The organism is Chryseobacterium sp. PMSZPI, assembly GCF_002835665.1.
Taxonomy (GTDB): domain Bacteria; phylum Bacteroidota; class Bacteroidia; order Flavobacteriales; family Weeksellaceae; genus Chryseobacterium.
Genome location: NZ_PIZV01000029.1, coordinates 38947 through 59430 on the forward strand (window position 1 = coordinate 38947; position 20484 = coordinate 59430).

Consider the following 20484-nt stretch of genomic DNA (forward strand, 5'->3'; position numbering starts at 1 on the left):
AATTAATTAAAATTATAAAATACGTAATTTTTTAAATTAAAAATTATATAATAATTAAGCAAATTAATAAAAATGATAAATATATTCACAAAAACCAAAACAAATTAATATTATTGATATATTTGAAACAAAGACTCACATCCGATAAAAAATAACTAAACATTATGAATAAAATCTTTATTTCGATCAGTACTTTAATGATTTCATTGATAAGTGCTCAGAAAAGCAATGAAATTCTCATGAGAGAGTTTGAACAACAAAGAATTGAAAAAATTCAAAAATTTGATGCATATTTAGAAAAGCTCAAACGCAATAATGAAAACCCTGAAGTTATAAAAATGCTTAAAAAGCAAAAAAGCAGTTTTGCCGGCTTTATGCCTGGAGGAGCACCAACTTTTTATACTACTGATGACTTTAGGCAATCAAAAAACTCTAATGCCGATAATATTCAAAATGGGCAAATTAATGGTCTATCACAATCTTTTAACGGTGAAGGAATTAAATATACCATTTTTGATGGAGGAAGGGTCTTGGAAACACATCAACTTTTTAATAATTTACCTAATAGAATCATTAATAAAGAAAATTCGGACAGTATTAAATACCATCCTCATTCTACCGCAGTTGCCAGTTTTATTGGTGCTAAACCTTATAACTTAACAAAAACTTTTACCGATGGAAACGGAACAGCTGTAAGTTTTACAGACCTCAACCTTGCTGGAGTGGCGAAAAACTCGACAATGGACTCTTATTCATTTTTAGATTCAACGCTTCCCGGAAGCACTTCGCAAAGTTCTGTATATCAAAAAATATTAATTGCACAACCTAAAATTTCAAATCATTCATATGGTATTCCTCATGGTTGGTTTATTAATCCCGCCTACCCTGTAATCCCTTCTCTACCTAATTTATTATTACCAATATATGTTTGGAGAGGAGATAGTCCAAGTACTGGTAGAACACTAGAAGGAACCTATTATAGTGAAGATAGAAATTATGATAAAATTGTTTATAGCAATCCTTCATTCATCATAGTTAAATCTGCAGGTAATTCTTATGGCGCCGAACCTGGAAATTATCCTTTTAAATATTATACAAAATACGCATCTTATACGAAGTTCACCGCTACCGACACTGTCCCTCCAAGAAATTGTGCTCAAGGGTATGATTGTATAGGAGACGGATCTTTGGCCAAAAATCTAATTATAGTAGGGGCAAATGATGTTATCACCACTAATAATCAAAGATATACCGCTTCATCAGATGTTATCCACTCTGATTACAGTAGTGCCGGCCCAAGAGATGATGGAGGTATAAAACCAGATATTACTGCCACTGGAACTAATGTCGTTTCAGCAAGTGTAAGCGGTACAAATCAAGAAGATTACGATTATGGAAGTGGAACCTCATATTCTGCTCCAATTGTCACTGGCATAATAGGACTTTGGATGCAAATCAACAAACAACTGTTCAATGGAGCTGAGCTCAATGCTGCATCAGCGAAAACGTTAATGATACATTCTGCCCTTGAAGCCGGTAATATAGGACCAGATCCACATTTCGGATGGGGGCTTATTAATGCCAAAAAAGGAGCAGAACTTCTTGTGGGAAAATCTAACAATTCTGTTATTTTCAATGATGAAACATTAATCAGTGGTACTCCTAATACAAAAGTCGTAAGAGCTTCGGGAAGTGAACCTTTGAAAGTAACAATTTCATGGATTGATCCAGCATACACCAACTTCGATGATGCTAGCACTGCTTCATGGTCATCTCTATACAACATTAGAACCCCCAGATTAATCAACGATTTAGATCTGAGAATCATAGACACCGAAAACAATACAGTGTACAAGCCATGGAAATTAGACGCCAATAGCCCAATGACACCAGCTACTAAAAACGACAACACCGTAGATAATGTTGAACAAGTTGTGATTGATACTCCAACAGCGGGCAAAAATTATAGGATTGAAATTACCAATAAAGGTATTTTGGTAAATGATACAGGAGCACCAACTCCTCAAAATTACTCTATCCTTGTGACCGGATACACAACAACAGTACTGGGAACCAGTGAAACTTCAGCATTAAACAATCTTGCAATAGCTCCTACCGTTACAAAGGATATCACCAATATTTTAAAAGCGCCTAATAAATCAGCATACAATGTATATGACCTTACCGGTAAAAAGCTACAGAGTGGGATCATTAATAACGAACAGAAAGCTATTGATTTATCCTCTTATACAAAAGGAATTTACATCATTGAAGTAAAAACAGATAAAGATGTTATTTCTAAAAAAGTAATTAAAGAATAAGTATTAAATACATCGAATTTTTACAAAATACTAACACTTGTTAGTATTTTGTTTTTTTAATGTATATTTGCTTTCTATGGAAAATACACTTCACGAAAAAGTTTCTCAGGATATCTTGCTTAAAGCGTACAATCATATGATGCTCGCCAAAGCAATGGCTGACATTTATGAAGAAAACAGAAATATCTGCAAATACGTTCACAGTACATCAAGAGGCCATGAAGCTATTCAGTTGGCAACCGCATACCAATTAAAAAAAGAAGACTGGGTTTCTCCTTATTATAGAGATGAAAGTATTCTTTTAGGTATTGGCTTCGAACCCTACCAATTGATGCTCCAGTTATTAGCCAAAGCTGAAGATCCTTTTTCAGGAGGTAGATCCTATTATTCTCACCCATCAAGCAGAGATGAGAATAAACCTAAAATTATTCATCAAAGTTCTGCTACAGGGATGCAAACCATTCCTACCACCGGGGTTGCTCAAGGGATACAATATATTCAGGAGTTTAACCTGCAAAATTTTGAAAACAATCCGGTAGTCGTTTGTAGTCTTGGAGACAATTCGGTAACAGAAGGGGAAGTAAGTGAAGCATTACAATTTGCGGCCCTGCATCAACTTCCTATTATATTTTTAGTTCAGGATAATGAGTGGGGAATTTCTGTAACAAAAGAGGAAGCAAGAACCTGTGATGCCTACGATTTTGTAGCAGGATTTACCGGTTTAAGCAGAATGCGAGTGGATGGAACTGATTTCGTGGAAAGTTTCGAAGCCATGAAAAAGGCAGTAGATTTTGTAAGAACAGAAAGAAAGCCTTTAGTAGTCTGTGCTAAAACAGTACTGATTGGACACCATACCTCAGGAGTTAGAAGAGAATTCTATAGAGATGAAGAAGATTTAACTAAACATAGAGCAAAAGACCCGGGAGAAATCCTTAGAAAGCAACTCCTGGAATCAGGTGTAGATGAAGATTTATTAAAGCAAATCACTAAAAAAGCCCGTCTTGAAGCAGAAGAAGCCTTTGAAAAAGCCAAAAATGCAGAAGACCCGAAACCCGAAACCGTAATGCAACACGTTTTCGCACCTACTCCAATTACAGAAGAAGCAGGAACCCGAGAACCGGTAAACGGAGAAAAAATCGTCATGGTAGATGCCGCCATCCATGCTATACAAGAGCTGATGTGGAAACATCCTGAAGCTCTACTTTACGGACAAGATGTAGGCGAAAGAATCGGTGGAGTTTTCCGTGAAACGGTAACTTTAGGAAAAAAATTCGGAACCAAAAGAGTTTTTAACACGGCTATTCAGGAAGCTTATATTATTGGATCAACTGCAGGTATGAGTGCTGTAGGATTAAAACCTATTGTTGAGGTTCAGTTTGCAGACTATATTTATCCAGGAATCAATCAACTTATTACCGAGATATCAAAATCGAATTATTTAAGTCAAGGAAAATTCCCTGTAAGCAATATTATCCGAGTTCCTATCGGAGCTTATGGAGGTGGTGGGCCATACCACAGCGGAAGTGTAGAAAGTATATTAGCTAATATTAAAGGAATCAAAATAGCATACCCTAGTAATGCAGCCGATTTCAAGGGATTATTAAAAGCCGCTTATTATGACCCTAACCCGGTAATCATGTTAGAGCACAAAGGTTTATATTGGAGTAAGGTTCCGGGGACTGAAGATGCCAAAACCATAGAACCGGCTGAAGATTATATCCTACCATTCGGAAAAGGCAAAGTAGTGATTGAAGCAGACAAAAATGAGACCGACAAAGGAAGAACCTTACTGGTTGTCACTTATGGAATGGGAGTCTATTGGGCAAAAGAAGCTTCTAAGAATTTCAATGGAAGAATTGAGGTTATTGATTTAAGAACCCTTCTACCATTAGACGAGGAACTTGTATTTGAAAGAGTAAAAGCACACGGAAAATGTATTGTTTTAACTGAAGAACAACTTAATAACTCTTTTGCAGAGGCATTCGCTCACCGTATTTCGAAAAATTGTTTCAAATACCTTGATGCACCAGTGGAAACTATAGGTTCTTTAGATGTCCCTGCAGTTCCTATCAATCTCGTTCTTGAAAAAGAAATGCTTCCAAATGCAGAAAAGCTCTCTAAAAAGATCGAAGAAATGCTACAATATTAAATTGATCGTTGCTATAAAAACAAAACCTCTAAAATTTTTAGAGGTTTTTTCATGTAATTTTTATTACTTTTATTTCACAGTATAAAACTCAACCTTAGACCATTGCAAATAAAGAAACCTTAAACGTTGAACCCTCCAACTCTATTACCTGGTATCTTTCGTAATAGTTTGGTATCTATTTTGTCGACAAACCAAAAACACATTCATTTTTATGATCACAACCAAATACGTCAATTACAGGCAGGTTCTCAATTTATCCGGCGCCCATCTTATTCTCATTTCAATATGGTGTACACTTATAGCCGTTCTATTTTATTTTTTCAATTGGCAATGGATGACGATTCCCTGGGTTCCTGTTGCGTTGATTGGTACCGCTGAAGCCTTCCTTGTTGGTTTTAAGAACAACCAGGCTTATGACAGACTTTGGGAAGCAAGAAAAATATGGGGTGGAATTGTAAACTCCAGCCGTTCCTTTGCATCTATGGTATATGCCTTCGACACTCAAAATGAAGAAATCGGGGTTTTTGATCTGGAAGATCGAAAAAAAAGAATCGTCAATCGTCATATTGCATGGTTATATACTTTCCGTGAACAACTTCTGATACCTACAGAATGGGAGCACATTAGCGCAGAAAATAAGTTCGGTAATATTAATTTAAGACGAAACAGATTGATTAAAGCCGGATTTCCTGATTACGGAAGAGCTCCTATTTTCCTACATAAGTATCTTTCAGAGGATGAATATGATCTTAAAAACCATTACAAAAACTTTGCTACTTATCTGATTTCACAACAGGCCAAAGATATTAACGAGCTAAAAAATATGGGGGCTATCACAGACTTTAATCAGACACAGCTACAGAACTGCCTGAATGAATTTTATGGTTTCCAGGGACAAGCAGAAAGAATCAAAAAATTCCCTTCACCAAGACAGTTCGCCAGTACAGCATTTGTTTTTAATATATTATTCATTACCCTTCTCCCTCTGGGACTAGTAAATGAGTTTGCTAAATTAGGTGACTGGGGAATCTGGACTTCTATTCCTTTCTGTATTATTATTGGTTGGATCTATATTATTATGGAACTGGTAGGAGATTATTCTGAAAACCCTTTTGCAGGATTAATGTTTGATGTACCGATGCTTTCCATATGCAGAACCATTGAGATTGATTTACTTCAAATGGGTGGAGAGACCGATCTTCCGGATCCGATAGCTTCTAAAAACGGGGTGTTGGTATAATATTTTTTGATTATGCAAAAATTTAAAATGATTTTCACCTGTTTAATAGGTCTTTATTTTTTCAATATAAAGGCTCAGATTACAACTTGTGATCAGCTTTATCAGGAAGGTAAACAGTATTACGAAAGAAAGCAGGCCTTAATCAAAAAAACTAATTTTTCAGGCTTATTAAAGGATCTTTACCATCATGAGGATTTTAAAAACTTTACCGCAAAAGATAAAAATATCATCCTGAATATTCTTATAAAGACAAGCCAGAAAGCTGTATGCGGTAATGTGCCCAATCATGAGTGTAAAAGGTTTGAAAAAACAGACTACCCTGAAATTTTTGAACAGCTTTGGAATAAAGAGAATTATCTGGATTTTGTCGAAATGAACAAAGACAAAATTATTATTCCGGCAGCCAATTCAAACTTTATATATGATACTTCAGCCTTTAAAAAAAGTATAAAGTGGAACACAGAAACCGGCAAAGAAATCCTTGAAAATGGGAGTACAAGAAACTTCTATTACAACACGAAACTAAAACTAAAAAAAGAACTCACAGTGGATAAGCATTCTGATTTTAATATATTAGGGATTGCCATACTTCCATGGGAAATGAAAGACAAAGAGAACTGCTATCTGGTACAGTTACAGTTTAATGATACAAAACCTGATGCCAAGTATTCAAAATCGATGATTTATCAGTACGAAAATAAATCCTGGCAGTTTCTGGAGTATTATAACTAAAATCCTTCTGACTACCACTCCACCACAAAATTATCAGAACCAATATTTGTAAGAAAAACACTACGTGAGAATGAATTTAAGATTAGATCCGGCAGGTTTTTTATTGCTTTCAAGGGATAATATATCATTTTTACAGATCTGAAAGAAATAATGTGAAAAAGGTATGGATCAAACAAGCTATTTTTCCCTCTTTATTTCACAAAATGATTGCTGTTGTATTTTTCACTTCAGAGATCATAAATGAGCTGTGTGTGCTTGCGATATGTTGAAGCGTCGTAAGTTTCGTCAGCATAAAACTACGGTAATCTTCAATATCTTTCACACCAATTTTGAGGATATAATCATAATCTCCGCTTATGTGGAAACATTCCGTAACTTCTTCAAGATTCATAATCTCCTTTTCAAATTGCAATACAATTTCTTTTTTGTGTTGAGTCAATTTAATATGACATAAAACAATAAAATTTCTGCGTATTTTATTTCGATTCAACAAAGCAACATAATTTGAAATAATCCCGGTATTTTCCAACTTTTTTATACGCTCATACACAGCAGTAACAGACAGTCCTAGTTTGCCGGACAATTCTTTGGTGGTTTGTTTACAATCTTTTTGCAAAAACAAAAGCAGTTTTTTATCAATTTCATCAAGCTCCATAGATAATTTTTTGGTGAATGTTTAATATTTCCGAAGATACTAAATATATTTTCTAAATAATCAACATTTCATAGTTTTATATTCCATATATTCAAATTTATGTTGTTATAATTAAGAAAATAATGCAAATTAGGCTTGTAAAATAAAAACAACGTTTATGGAAAAATTTAATGCAGCTAACGAAATCCAGGATCTCCAATATTTTGGCGAGTTTGGAGGTGTGAATCCGTCTATTTCTGACAGCTCTACCTATACTTTCCTTTCGGCAAAAACTATGTTTGATACTTTTGAAGGTAACGCTGAAGGATGTTATTTATATTCCAGACATTCATCTCCGATGAATCTTTATCTGGCACAGGCATTGGCTAAGATGGAAAATACAGAATCAGCTAATGTTACAGCATCAGGAATGGGAGCTATTACTTCTGTTTTAATGCAGGTTTGCAAAAGTGGAGACCATATTATTTCAAGCAGAACTATTTATGGAGGAACGTATGCTTTTCTTAAAAATTTTATGCCACAGTTTAATGTAGCCACTACTTTTATTGATATCAATAATTTTGATGTTATAGAAAACGCTATAACTCCTGATACAAAAGTTATTTATTGCGAAAGTGTAAGTAATCCGCTTCTTGAAGTCGCAGACCTTAGAAAACTTTCTGAGATTTGTAAAAAACATAATTTAAAACTAATTGTTGACAATACCTTTTCTCCTCTTTCTATTTCACCAACCTTATTTGGAGCTGATGTTGTCATTCATAGTTTAACCAAATTCATCAATGGAAGCAGTGACACAGTAGGTGGCGTATATTGCAGTACACAAACATTTATTGATGATACCAAAAATGTAAACTCCGGGGCTTGTATGCTTCTTGGTCCTACTATGGACAGTTTGAGATCTTCAAGTATTTTAAAAAACCTGAGAACCCTTCATATCAGAATAAAACAACATAGCCACAATGCCATGTATCTTGCCAAAAGATTTGAACAAGACGGACTAAAGGTATCCTATCCCGGCCTGCCATCTCATAAAAATCATGAATTAATGAAAAGTATGATTCATGAAGAATACGGATATGGAGGATTATTGACCTTAGACGCAGGAACTACAGAAAAGGCCAATGAACTGATGGAGCTAATGCAGGAAGAGAACCTGGGTTATCTTGCAGTGAGCTTAGGATTTTACAAAACTTTATTCTCATGTTCAGGAAAGTCTACTTCCTCCGAAATCCCTGAAGAAGAGCGTATTTCCATAGGAATCTCTGACGGATTAATCAGATTTTCTATCGGCTTAGATCATGACATAAAAAGAACTTATGACAAAATGAAGGAATGTATGCAGAAAGTAGGCATTCTTAACCATGAAAACGTTTCTATATCTTAAATTTTATTGTACATTAAGGTCGCTTCTTTGAGGCGACCTTTTTATTCAATCCCCTGCAGCCTTGCATGCAGGAATGTAATAGCTGCTAAATTGATTGCAATAAGTACTTATTTAACTTGGGTTCGGGGTAAGGAAATTAAGATTATTGGAAGCTGGAAGAGGGAGACTGGAAGTTATTTTCAGTCCCATTATCTATAGATGGTTACCATAAATTTAACTTCCTTCTTCAAGCTTCCAGCTTGATTAAAATAGAAAATTCTTATCCCGAATTCGGTTATTTATTTTTTATAATAATGGTGTGGAAATGCCTCTTCAGGTTTCATCTTCAAAACATTCAATAAAATCCATGATTTTAGAAAACCATAACCATAAGAGAACATTTGAATATAAGTAGATATAACAGCCATTCCGGCAATACTTATATTCTTGGTAAGAAATAAGGCATGAAAAAGAACCAGAAAGGTATACAATCCATAAAATGCAAGAATAAATCCTCTTCCTAAAAAAAAGTATTCAAAGAATCCCATAATATATCCCAGCATAAACAAAGTAGGAAATGCAAAGGAAATCTTTACATAATTAGGATGTCGCTGATTAAGGATAGGTCTGGCACACCCAAATTGATATACCTGTTTGGAAAATTTCCCAAAATCGACCCTCCGCTTATGGTACACTGCGATATTATCAAAAAAGGCTGTTGTAAAACCATTTTCCCAAAGTGTCATTGATAAATCCGGATCCTCTCCTATCCGCATTTCAGAAAACCCACCGACTTTCTCAAATACTGATTTTTTCACTCCCATATTAAAACTTCTGGGTTGAAACTTAGAAACCGCTTTCTTACTTCCTCTGATACCTCCAGTCGTAAAAACTGAAGTCATGGAGTACGAAATAGCTTTCTGCATCAGATTAAAACCTTTATGCGCTTTGTCTGCTCCTCCAAATGCATCGCATGGAATTGTCAGAATATCGTTTTTAATATTTTCAATATAGTCTTTCTCTACAATAACATCACTATCTACAAATACCAGCCATTCGTTTGCTGCTCTTGCAGCACCAAAATTTCTTGTAAGGCCCGGTCCGGAATTATCCTTTCTGAAATATTTAATATCCAGAATCTCTTCAAAATTCTTTATGGTAGGTTTCAAATCGATTATAGAGCCATCATCTACAATAATGATTTCAAATACTTTATCAGTTTGTTGGGTTAAAGAATTAAGTAACTCGAAAAGTTCATCCTTTCGGTTATAAATAGCAACAACAATGGAAATACTAGGCTTCAAATTGAAAATTTTTCAAAATTACTTATTCAAAGAAGAAACCGCAAACAGTTTAACAGCTTCTTCTGAGAAATTAACTTTTAAATGATTAAATAAATATTTCAGGACATATTCTGTTTAAGATTTATCTTCTAATTTATGGATCTTTTTCGTTCCTTCATACATCTCATACTGTAAGAACCTTGTTTCCAGTTTCCCATTAAAAAGCTTGATTTTTCTTGAAGGGCGTAATCCGATTTTCTTCACAGCTTCAAGGTCAGATGAAATTAACCATGCAAGCGTATTCGGATAATTCGTTTTAAAAGTATCTCCTATTTTTTTATAGAAATCATCATCATTAATTGAAATTCTCTCATCATATGGTGGGTTAAATACCATCAACAATGGGAAAAGTTCTTTTTTAGAATCAAAGAAATTTTGTTTTTTAATTTCGATTACATCCTCCATTTCTGCTGCGTCCACATTGATTTTGGCAGCATTCAACATTCTTGCATCGATGTCATACCCTACAATTTTCCCATCAAACTGTCTTACCCTATTGATTCTAAATTCTTTGATTTTTGCAAATAAATCAGCATCGTAATTTTTCCAATTTTGGAAAGCAAATCCTCTCCTGAAAATCTGAGCCGGAAGATCCATCGCAATCATAGCAGCTTCAATCAATAATGTTCCCGATCCACACATAGGATCCAGAAAATTTCCTTTTCCATCCCAGCCTGCAAGCTGGAGCATTCCACTCGCAAGTACTTCATTAATCGGAGCCTGTCCCTGTTCTCTTCTATAACCTCTTTTAAACAAGGGATCTCCTGAAGAATCCAAAGAAATCATTACCAACTCCCTGTCAATATGAAGGTGGAACTTTATTTCCGGATTTCTGGTCTCCACATTAGGACGTCTCTTATATTTTTCTTGAAAATAATCCACGATGGCATCTTTCATTTTCAAGGTAACAAACTGTGAATGTTTAAAAGTTTCCGAGTTTACAGTAGCATCAATAGAAAAAGACTGGTCCACATCCATAAACTCATCCCACTCAAATTTGAACAATCTGTCATAAAACTGATGCTGATTAAAAGCTTTAAACTGATGAATCGGCACAAGTACCTTTAAGGCAGTTCTGGCAGAATAATTGATTTTATAAAGAAAACCAAGGTCGCCTTCACAATTTACCGCCCTGTTTTTAATTTCAACTTTTCTTCCACCTAATTTTTTAATCTCTTCTGCAAGAATCTGCTCCAATCCGAAGAATGTTTTTATCTGTATTTGTAAGTTTTCTGTATCCATAAATTAAAATTAAAAGTTTTAAAGTTTTAAAAATTAAAAGATTAGCTATCCAACCGATCGATCGATTGAATTTTTCAATCTTTTAATCTTGTAAAATACTTTGCTTTTAACCGCACAAATTTAGTTATTTTTGCATTATGGAATGGTTTGAATCTTGGTTTGATACCCCTTATTATCATCTTCTTTATAGTAACAGAGACTATACAGAAGCCGAAAACTTCATCACAAAATTAACGGAGGACCTTCAGCTTCCGCCTCAATCAAAAATCATAGATCTTGCCTGTGGTAAAGGAAGACACTCTGTTTTTTTAAATAAATTAGGCTACGATGTTTTGGGGCTGGACCTCTCAAGACAAAGTATTGAGTCCGATAAACAATTTGAAAATCAAACATTGATTTTTGAAGTTCATGATATGAGAAATCCAATTGATGCAGATCCGATGGATGCTGTTTTCAATTTATTTACAAGTTTCGGATATTTCGATAACGAAAACGATGATAAAAAAGTTTTCCAATCCGTTTACAACGCTTTAAAACCGGGAGGATATTTCGTGCTTGACTATTTGAATGAAGAATATGTCCGAAAAAATTTAGTTTCCGAAACAACAATTACCCGTGGTGATATTGATTTTAAGATTTTGAAAAAAATTGAAGGAAGACATATTATCAAAGACATTCGCTTTGAAGCGGATGGTAAATCTTTTCATTTCTTTGAAAAAGTAAAACTTCATACCTTAGAAGCTATCAACGTATATGCTTCCGAATGCGGTTTTGAAAGAATAAAAATATGGGGAGATTATCAGTTAAATGAATTTAATAAAGAAAGCTCTCCACGTTGCATCAATTTGTTTAAGAAAAAATAATGACAACAGTACTTTTACTGATTTTAAGTGTACTAGCAGGAGTATTTCTGGGCAAATATTTTGGTAAAAAAGAAAAACTAGCCAAAAATCTACTGATTTTAAGTGCCGGTTTTTTGATTACAATCTGCCTAAATGAAGTTTTTCCACAGGTTTATACTTCAACGGAAAGCACAAACCTTGGAATATTCGTTATTGCCGGAGTACTTCTACAAATGATTCTGGAGGCACTAACCAAAGGATTTGAACACGGGCACTTTCATCACCATAACGAACACAACATCCTTCCTGTTGCTTTAATGGTAGGATTGTTTATCCATGCATTTATTGAAGGAATTCCCCTTGCTAACGAAGAGCATGTACTTTCACCCTATCTTTTAGGAATTGTATTTCACAACATTCCTATTTCATTTATCCTGGGAGCATTTTTGTTTAATGGAAAAGGAGATTCAAAAACATCTGTCTCTTATCCATCTTTTCTGATTGTAGCTCTTTTTTCTTTAGCATCACCGATGGGAATGCTATTGGGAAATTATTTCAATCCTAATCTTCAGCCCTACTTTCTGGCAATCGTAGGAGGAATTTTCCTTCACATTTCATCAGTCATTATTTTTGAAAGTAATAAAAATCACAATATCGATTGGATTAAAATCGGATTGGTCGTGTTGGGAGTATCTTTGGCATTAATAATGCATCTCTTCCATCATCATTAAAAAAATAAAAGCTCCGGTTAATTCCTGAGCTTTTATTTTATAGATACTTATTTATTTTTGAAATTAGAATTTCCATCCTAGGGTAAGGAAGAAATTATTTCTGCTATTCTTCACATCAGAAACAGCATAAGCATCACTTTTCATGATATTATCCTGAGAATAATACGCTGAATCCGTTTGATTGGTAAGCACCCCTCTCATGAAAGGGTTAGTATATTTAGAAGTAATATTCTGGTAAGAAGCATCAATATAGAATGACTTAAAGTCATATCCTATACCAAATGACACCAAATTTCTATCACTTAATATTAGATTATTATAAGACTGATCTCCCAAAGTTCCGGCATCATTATATCTATTAATTGTAATAGCATCAAAAGGACTGGAAACATAAGAATAACCACCTCTTAGCCTAAGTTGTTGTACTCTATACTCAGCTCCCACTCTTACTTCAGATAAATTTTTGTATTTATCTTTGAAGAAATCATTTAATTGTCTCTCTGCAGCTCCGTATACTTTATAATCAGGTTTTGTAAGTCCCAATGTATAATCTACGTTCAATGAGAAATTTTTGCTGGCTACGAATGCCGCACTCACACTTGCTTTAAGTGGTGAAGTAAATTTTCTTCCTTCGTATGCACTTCCGTCACCTAAGTTCGGATCATTATAAAAATTATAATCCCTGTCGATATTCCAGAATGTAGGGGTTTCAAGAGATGCTCCTACTCTGAAATTAGGACTTAACTTCCCAATTACCCCTAATGACGCTGAAAAACCGGTAGACCTTTCAAAATAGGGAGTATCTTGTTTACTGAAATACTCTACAGATTTGTTCTGAAGAGATTGGAAAGCTAACGTATCATACTGATCAATTGAAGCACTTAAAAAGTTTAACCCTGCTCCGATATATAGATTATGATTATAATTGGCTCCTACCCCGAAACTCATCTTTGATAAATGTCCATATCTGTTGTAAGCATGTCCTGCTAATGAAGCATCTTTAGTAGGATCTTTAAGGTCAAAAGCATAAACAATATTATTATTTCCTGCTGACTCTACATAATTATCAAGAGATTGATTAGAATAATTAATACCAATATTAATAAACTTCCATGCCGATTCCGTCATCAATGGAAAAGCAATGATTCCTCCTACATTTCCAAGATCGGTTTTTGTTTTATTATAATCAACGGTAGCTCCTGCCCAAGAACTGCTGTTCTTATTGCCCGCAACCGATAAAGTTCCTGAAACCTCTCCCGAAATAGCTACTCCTAAACCTGCAGGGTTGGTAAGCAAAGAATTAGCATCACCTCCTAATGCACCATTCGAACCAGCCATCCCGTTAAACTTAGCCGACCCCACCATGGGAGCACTTGAGTAAACATCTACAGAATTCCTTATTACAGAAATGTTCTGAGCCTGCGCAAAGAATGCAGCAGAAATACTCATGAATACTAAAGATTTTTTTAACATTATTTTTTAATAGTTTATTAAGTTTTAAATTATCTGAAGCCACCGCTACCTCCGGATCTCATTCCGCCTCCGCCGCCTGAGCCGCCTCTAAAGCCACCTCCGCCACCGGAATTGAAACCTCCGCCGGATCTGAAGCCGCCGGAATCCATAGATCTAAAGCCTCCGTTATTTCTTGGCTGATAATTATAGTCTGGTCTTGATTGAGGAACAGAATTACGGAACCCTCCAGAGTTTCCTTGTCTAAAGCCTCCGGAATTGCCGTCTCTGAAACCACCTGAGTTACCTTGTCTGAAACCTCCGGAATTGCCTTGTCTAAAGCCTCCAGAATTTCCATCTCTGAATCCGCCGGAATTACCTTGTCTGAAACCTCCATTACTAGAGTCTCTAAATCCTCCCGTACCGTTTCTGAATCCGGAATTAGCGGTATTGGTTCTGTAAACAGCATTTCCTATACCCGGACTTCCAACGAATCCTCTACCATCGGCTCCACTTCTTCTGTAAACTGTTCTATAACCATGCCCCCAGTAGCCTCCACCATAGCCCCAATATGGGTATCCATAGTATCCGCCCCAGAATGGATCATAATATCCACCCCAGTATGGACTTCCCCATCCGTAAGAGCCTCCCCAGCCCCAACCGAATGATCCGCCCCAACCCCAGGACATACTCATACCCCAGCCCCAGCCACGGTTCCAACCCCAATATGGGCTATAACCTCCGTACCAGCCCCAAGGATATCCCCAAGAGTTGTCATAATAATTGGTTTGGAATCCTGCATAAAGTCCCCAATCAGAATCGGTGGCATTGTTGCTCCAACCCGGATCGGTACCTCCCCATTCATTATATCTGTTTTGTTGGTCTCTAGAATTCGTCTGTGCATTTTGGATTATGTTAGAATCCTGATAGTAGTCATAGTATTCGCCTACTCTGTTTCCGCCACCATTGATGATCACTCCTTCCGGTAGCGTATCCTTATTAGGGTCATAATATACCCCGTCTGTCTCGCTATACCCTCCCATCTGAGCACCACAAGACATAAGCAATAATCCGCCTGATATTGCCAAAATCCCTTTAGATCTTAGCAGACCAAGCAAATTTTTATGTATATTTCTTTTCATGATAACGTAAAAATTTTTAATTTAAATTATATTTGCAATCTGTACCAAAAATGTACCAAAATACTGATCAAAAAATCTATCAAAAATAGATTTTTATTTTTAGATTACAATAATGTGCAAAAGTTAAAAAAATTTTAAAAGATAATGGCAAAATTAACCTCAAGAAGCGAAGATTATAGCAAATGGTATAATGAGCTGGTTGTAAAAGCTGACTTAGCTGAAAATTCAGGAGTGCGTGGATGTATGGTGATCAAACCTTACGGCTATGCAATCTGGGAAAAAATGCGTGATGAAATGGATAAAAAATTCAAAGAAACAGGTCACGTTAACGCATACTTCCCGCTTTTTGTGCCCAAGAGCTTGTTTGAGGCTGAAGAGAAAAATGCAGAAGGCTTTGCAAAAGAATGTGCTGTGGTTACTCACTACAGATTAAAAACTGATCCTGATAATCCTTCAAAACTGATTGTAGATCCGGACGCTAAACTGGAAGAAGAATTAATCGTTCGTCCTACTTCAGAAGCAATTATTTGGAATACCTACAAAAACTGGATTCAATCTTATAGAGATTTACCTATATTAATCAACCAATGGGCAAATGTTGTACGTTGGGAGATGAGAACCCGTCTTTTCTTAAGAACGGCAGAATTCCTGTGGCAGGAAGGCCACACTGCGCATGCTACAAGGGAAGAAGCTGTTGAAGAGGCTGAAAAAATGAATAAAGTATATGCAGATTTTGCAGAAAACTTTATGGCAATTCCTGTTGTTCAAGGTTTAAAAACACCATCAGAAAGGTTTGCCGGAGCAGATGAAACATATTGTATTGAAGCTTTAATGCAAGATGGAAAAGCTCTTCAGGCAGGTACTTCTCACTTCCTTGGTCAGAATTTTGCAAAGGCATTTGATGTGAAATTCACCAATAAAGAAGGAAAAATAGAACATGCATGGGCTACATCATGGGGAACTTCAACCCGTTTGATGGGAGCTTTAATCATGACTCACTCTGATGATTTCGGATTGGTATTGCCTCCAACATTAGCACCGATTCAGGTGGTTATCGTTCCTATCTTTAAGGGAGAAGAACAACTTGATCAGATTAGTGAAGTGGCTTTAGATATCCAGGCTAAGCTTAGAGCGAAAGGAATTTCCGTAAAATTTGATAATGATACTCAAAACAAACCGGGATGGAAATTTGCAGAATACGAATTGAAAGGTGTTCCGGTAAGAATTGCAATGGGACCAAGAGATTTGGAAAATAAATCTGTAGAAATCGCAAGAAGAGATAACCTTACTAAAGAAGTTCGTTCTATTGAAGGTTTGGATTCTTATATTGAAGAATTATTGAAAACAATTCAACAGGATATTTATAATAAAGCCTTCAACTTCAGAAAAGATAATATTACCAAAGTGGACACTTATGAGGAATTCAAGAAAGTGTTAGAAGAAAAAGGAGGTTTCATCTATGCACATTGGGATGGTACGGCTGAGGAGGAGGAACAAATTAAAGACGAAACCAAAGCAACAATCCGATGTATTCCTTTAGATGATGACATAGAAGAAGGTATTTCGTTAATTTCAGGAAAACCCTCTAAAAGACGTGTGTTATTCGCAAAAGCTTATTAATAATTTTAATGATTTTTAGAAACTTCGTTAATTTTTAAAGAAATATTCAAAAAAAAGTGACATTTGGACAGATTTTTGTGTAAATTTATCTCAACATTAATCTAAAAAAATTTATTATGTCTTTAAATGTCATTGATTTAATTAAAGGACAATTAGGTCCCGCATTGGTTTCACAAGCTGCATCACAGTTTGGAGAAAGCGAATCCGGTATTTCTAAAGCAATTGGTGGTTTATTACCTGCAGTGGTAGGTGGATTAGCCAATAACGCAGACAACCCTGGCGTTTTGGATGCTATTACAAAAGCTTCTTCCAGTGGAATTTTAGGAAATTTATTAGGTGGATCATCTAGTAATCCTATCATTACAAACTTACTATCTTCTCTTTTTGGAGATAAAGTTGGAGGACTTGTCAATTCCATTGCCAGCTTTTCAGGAATCAGCAACAATTCTGCAGGTTCTTTGTTAAACCTAGTTACTGGGGCTACAGTAGGTACTGTTGGGAAATATGCAGCAGACAACAACTTAGGAGCATCTGGTATTTCTAGTTTATTGAGTGATCAAAAAGGCATTATTTCATCTTTATTGCCGGCAGGTCTTTCTTTAGCTTCTTTCGGTTTAGGAGCAGAGAATTGGTTTGGCCAGGCTAAAGAAACAGTTTCTTCAGTAGCTTCAACAGCTAAAGATAACATCTCTGAAGGTGTTGCTACGGCTAAAGAAAATGTTTCTGAAGGAGCAAGAGAAATAAGAGAACAATTTAATAATAACAATAATAATCAAGGCGGAGGTTCAATCTGGAAATGGTTGCTTCCGCTTTTATTATTAATTGCTGCCGGATATTTCCTATGGAAGCAATGTGAGAAAAAACAGACAACCACTACTACAACTACAGCTGATTCAACAGGATCATCTACAGATACAGCAGCCGTTCATACTTCAACAGACACATCCGCCCCTGCTCCAGCAGCTACAACAGCGAAGACTGATGAGAACATTGAACTTAACGGGGTGATGTTGAAAGGTTATAAAGGAGGTATGGAAGATCAAATGATTGCCTTCCTTAAGTCTGACGGTTACAAAAATGCAGCAGACGATGCAGCATTGAAAGATAAGTGGTATGATTTCGACCATGTTAATTTTAAAATGGGAAGTTCTACTGAATTGGAAGCAGGTTCACAAGGACAGTTAGATAATTTGGTTGCGATTCTTAAAGCTTTCCCTGATGCTAAAGTTAAAATCGGTGGTTATACTGATAAAACAGGAAACGAAGCTTCTAACGTAAAATTATCACAATCAAGAGCTGATTTTATCAAAGCTGCTTTAGCAAAAGCAGGAGTTGGAGCTCAGGTTCTTGGAGCAGAAGGTTACGGTAGCAAATTTGCTAAAGTAGATGCAAAAGCTTCTGATGCAGAAAGAGCTGCTGACAGAAAAATGTCTGTAAGATTTTCAAAATAATCTTTAGAATCAATAAAAATAGAATCCCGGAAATGATTTTCCGGGATTTTTCTTGCTATGACTTTTCTGTTTACATTTATTTAATTAAATTTGTTAGTCATTTCTAACATTCATGAATTTCAATATAAAAAACGCTTGGCGAAGAGATAAAACCGATCATTCATTGTCGGAAGTTTACGCATCCATAAAAGTTCCCAAGAAAGCTTCTTTCTGGAGAAAATATCTTGCTTTTACAGGACCCGGATTAATGATTGCAGTAGGATATATGGATCCCGGAAACTGGGCAACCGATATTGCCGGCGGAGCCCAATTTGGTTATACTCTGCTTTCCGTCATTCTTATTTCCAATATTTTCGCAATGGTTTTGCAGCATTTGTCTGTAAAATTAGGTGTTGTTACAGAAAGAGATCTGGCTCAGGCCTGTAGAGATCATTTTAACCCTACAACTAATTTTATTCTGTGGATATTATGCGAAATTGCTATTGCGGCTTGTGATCTTGCCGAAGTTATAGGTTCCGCAATTGCTTTAAACCTACTGTTTCATATTCCGTTAACCTGGGGTATTGTGATTACCACTGTAGATGTGCTAATTATTCTTTTACTTCAGGCCAAAGGATTTCGATGGATAGAAAGTATTGTAGGAGGACTAATCTTCATCATCTTTGCTTGTTTTGCTTACGAAATTATCATTTCAAAGCCAGCTTTTAATGAAATTTTAGGAGGTTTGGTTCCTCAAAAAGAGATTATTCAAAACCCGGCGATGCTCTATATTGCTATCGGAATTTTGGGAGCTACCGTTATGCCGCATAATTTATATCTTCACAGCAGTATCATTCAAACCAGAGATTATACCCGCGACAGAGAAGGAAAAAAAGAGGCCATTAAATTTGCTACACTTGATAGTACAGTATCCCTGATGCTCGCATTTTTTATCAACGGAGCCATATTAATTCTATCCGCAGCAACTTTTCATACTACCGGAAATGAGCATGTAGCAGACATCCATGACGCCTACAAAATGCTTACCCCAATTTTAGGTGCTTCAATGGCTAGTATTGCCTTTGCTATTGCATTATTGGCTTCAGGACAAAATTCAACACTTACCGGAACTCTTGCAGGGCAGATTGTAATGGAAGGCTTTCTTAATATCAGATTAAAACCCTGGTTACGAAGATTGATCACAAGATTAATTGCTGTTGTTCCTGCTTTAATAGTCGCAATTCTTTATGGAGAAAAAGGAACTACTGAATTACTGGTTTTAAGCCAGGTTATTTTATCAATGCAGTTGAGCTTTGCAGTAGTACCATTAGTAATGTTTACCAATGACAAAGCTAAAATGGGTGAGTTTGTCAATAAACCATTTATGAAAATCTGTGTATGGATTATTACTGTGATTATTATTATTTTAAACTTGTATCTGCTCTATCAGACGTTTACAGGAGAATAGTTTTAAAATTGACGATGGTTAAAGTGAATTCTCAATGGTCGATTTTTGTTTTGCAAAGTGAATTTCCAACACACAAATTCATAAGCATAGCGGATTGACATATCATCACTTATCATTCGCCACTCGTCAATCTGCTCATTATTTTTCTGCCTTAATGTCTTATTTTTCTATTTGGCAGGTTCTTTGTCAAACAATTCTGTAAATAAATATTGAATTATGGAAAACCAGGATATTAACGAAGAAAGCATCAATAATCAGGAAGAAAACAACGTGCAGAGTCAGGCAGCAGCTGAAGACAATGTGACAGCTACTCCTTCTGCAGAAGAACTTTTGGCAGAAGAAAAAGATCGTTACATCAGATTGTATGCTGAATTCGAAAACTATAAAAAAAGAACATCTAAAGAAAAAATGGAATTTTTCCAATATGCTAACCAAGATATGATGGTTTCTATGTTGGGAGTTCTGGATGATTTCGAAAGAGCATTAAAAGAAATTGCTAAAAACGGAAATCCTGCTGATTTACAAGGAGTAGAATTAATCTACCAAAAATTCAAAAATAAACTTACTGAAAAAGGATTAAAAGCTATGGAAGTAAAAGCTGGTGACAGTTTCAACGTAGACTTCCACGAAGCAATTACTCAAATCCCTGCACCATCAGAAGATTTAAAAGGAAAAATCGTAGACGTTATTGAAACCGGATACACTTTAAGTGATAAAGTAATTCGTTTTGCAAAAGTAGTAACAGGAAACTAAAATT

General features: G+C 35.6%; 16 protein-coding genes. 11 read left to right on the plus strand and 5 right to left on the minus strand.

Features of this window, described 5'->3' with window-relative positions; all coding sequences use genetic code 11:
• The first annotated feature begins 164 nt into the window (after positions 1–164).
• From CW752_RS06310 to CW752_RS06325, 4 genes are all read left to right on the plus strand, one after another.
• Entirely contained in the window at positions 165–2321 is a 2157-nt protein-coding gene (locus tag CW752_RS06310) for a S8 family peptidase (RefSeq protein WP_101238909.1), read from the plus strand.
• Between the two features lie 76 nt (positions 2322–2397).
• The gene (locus CW752_RS06315; RefSeq protein WP_101238910.1) at positions 2398–4470 is read left to right on the plus strand and encodes a thiamine pyrophosphate-dependent enzyme; all 2073 of its coding nucleotides are present in this window, start codon (positions 2398–2400) and stop codon (positions 4468–4470) included.
• 211 nt (positions 4471–4681) lie between these two features.
• Positions 4682–5710: a bestrophin family protein gene (locus CW752_RS06320; protein WP_101238911.1), complete on the plus strand. Its 1029-nt coding sequence runs from the start codon at positions 4682–4684 to the stop codon at positions 5708–5710.
• Positions 5711–5722: 12 nt separating this feature from the next.
• Complete coding sequence (locus CW752_RS06325; RefSeq protein ID WP_101238912.1) at positions 5723–6442, plus strand: hypothetical protein; 720 nt, start codon at positions 5723–5725, stop codon at positions 6440–6442.
• Positions 6443–6638: 196 nt separating this feature from the next.
• Here the strand turns inward: CW752_RS06325 and CW752_RS06330 are convergent, their stop codons facing one another.
• Positions 6639–7097: an Lrp/AsnC family transcriptional regulator gene (locus CW752_RS06330; protein WP_101238913.1), complete on the minus strand. Its 459-nt coding sequence runs from the start codon at positions 7095–7097 to the stop codon at positions 6639–6641.
• 157 nt (positions 7098–7254) lie between these two features.
• On the opposite strand from CW752_RS06330, the gene CW752_RS06335 reads away from it, so the two are divergent.
• The gene (locus CW752_RS06335; RefSeq protein ID WP_101238914.1) at positions 7255–8481 is read left to right on the plus strand and encodes an aminotransferase class I/II-fold pyridoxal phosphate-dependent enzyme; all 1227 of its coding nucleotides are present in this window, start codon (positions 7255–7257) and stop codon (positions 8479–8481) included.
• A 278-nt stretch (positions 8482–8759) separates the two neighbouring features.
• Here the strand turns inward: CW752_RS06335 and CW752_RS06340 are convergent, their stop codons facing one another.
• Together CW752_RS06340 and CW752_RS06345 are read right to left on the minus strand one after the other, a co-directional pair.
• Positions 8760–9764, minus strand: a complete 1005-nt coding sequence (locus tag CW752_RS06340; RefSeq protein ID WP_101238915.1) for a glycosyltransferase — start codon at positions 9762–9764, stop codon at positions 8760–8762.
• A gap of 114 nt (positions 9765–9878) precedes the next feature.
• On the minus strand, positions 9879–11045 hold the full coding sequence (locus tag CW752_RS06345) for a class I SAM-dependent RNA methyltransferase (protein ID WP_101238916.1): 1167 nt from the start codon (positions 11043–11045) through the stop codon (positions 9879–9881).
• Positions 11046–11182: 137 nt separating this feature from the next.
• Between CW752_RS06345 and CW752_RS06350 the strand changes: the two genes are divergently transcribed.
• Together CW752_RS06350 and CW752_RS06355 are read left to right on the plus strand one after the other, a co-directional pair.
• On the plus strand, positions 11183–11908 hold the full coding sequence (locus CW752_RS06350; protein ID WP_101238917.1) for a class I SAM-dependent DNA methyltransferase: 726 nt from the start codon (positions 11183–11185) through the stop codon (positions 11906–11908).
• Positions 11908–12618: a ZIP family metal transporter gene (locus tag CW752_RS06355; RefSeq protein WP_101238918.1), complete on the plus strand. Its 711-nt coding sequence runs from the start codon at positions 11908–11910 to the stop codon at positions 12616–12618. Before CW752_RS06350 ends, CW752_RS06355 begins: the two co-directional genes overlap by 1 nt.
• Positions 12619–12681: 63 nt before the next feature.
• On the opposite strand, the gene CW752_RS06360 is transcribed toward CW752_RS06355, so the two are convergent.
• Positions 12682–14091, minus strand: a complete 1410-nt coding sequence (locus tag CW752_RS06360; RefSeq protein WP_101238919.1) for an OmpP1/FadL family transporter — start codon at positions 14089–14091, stop codon at positions 12682–12684.
• Positions 14092–14120: 29 nt separating this feature from the next.
• A complete protein-coding gene (locus CW752_RS17060; protein ID WP_101238920.1) occupies positions 14121–15209 on the minus strand; it encodes a prolyl-tRNA synthetase in 1089 nt (362 codons plus the stop codon).
• A gap of 144 nt (positions 15210–15353) precedes the next feature.
• Here CW752_RS17060 and proS point away from each other — a divergent pair, with 144 nt between their 5' ends.
• The 4 genes from proS to CW752_RS06385 all read left to right on the plus strand — a co-directional run bounded on the left by proS (position 15354) and on the right by CW752_RS06385 (position 20480).
• Positions 15354–16829 carry a proline--tRNA ligase gene (gene proS, locus CW752_RS06370; protein WP_101238921.1) on the plus strand — a complete coding sequence of 492 codons (1476 nt, stop codon included), beginning with the start codon at positions 15354–15356 and terminating at the stop codon, positions 16827–16829.
• Between the two features lie 116 nt (positions 16830–16945).
• Positions 16946–18280: an OmpA family protein gene (locus CW752_RS06375; RefSeq protein WP_101238922.1), complete on the plus strand. Its 1335-nt coding sequence runs from the start codon at positions 16946–16948 to the stop codon at positions 18278–18280.
• A gap of 112 nt (positions 18281–18392) precedes the next feature.
• Positions 18393–19727: an Nramp family divalent metal transporter gene (locus CW752_RS06380; protein ID WP_101238923.1), complete on the plus strand. Its 1335-nt coding sequence runs from the start codon at positions 18393–18395 to the stop codon at positions 19725–19727.
• Positions 19728–19943: 216 nt separating this feature from the next.
• Positions 19944–20480, plus strand: a complete 537-nt coding sequence (locus tag CW752_RS06385; protein WP_101238924.1) for a nucleotide exchange factor GrpE — start codon at positions 19944–19946, stop codon at positions 20478–20480.
• Positions 20481–20484: the final 4 nt, after the last annotated feature.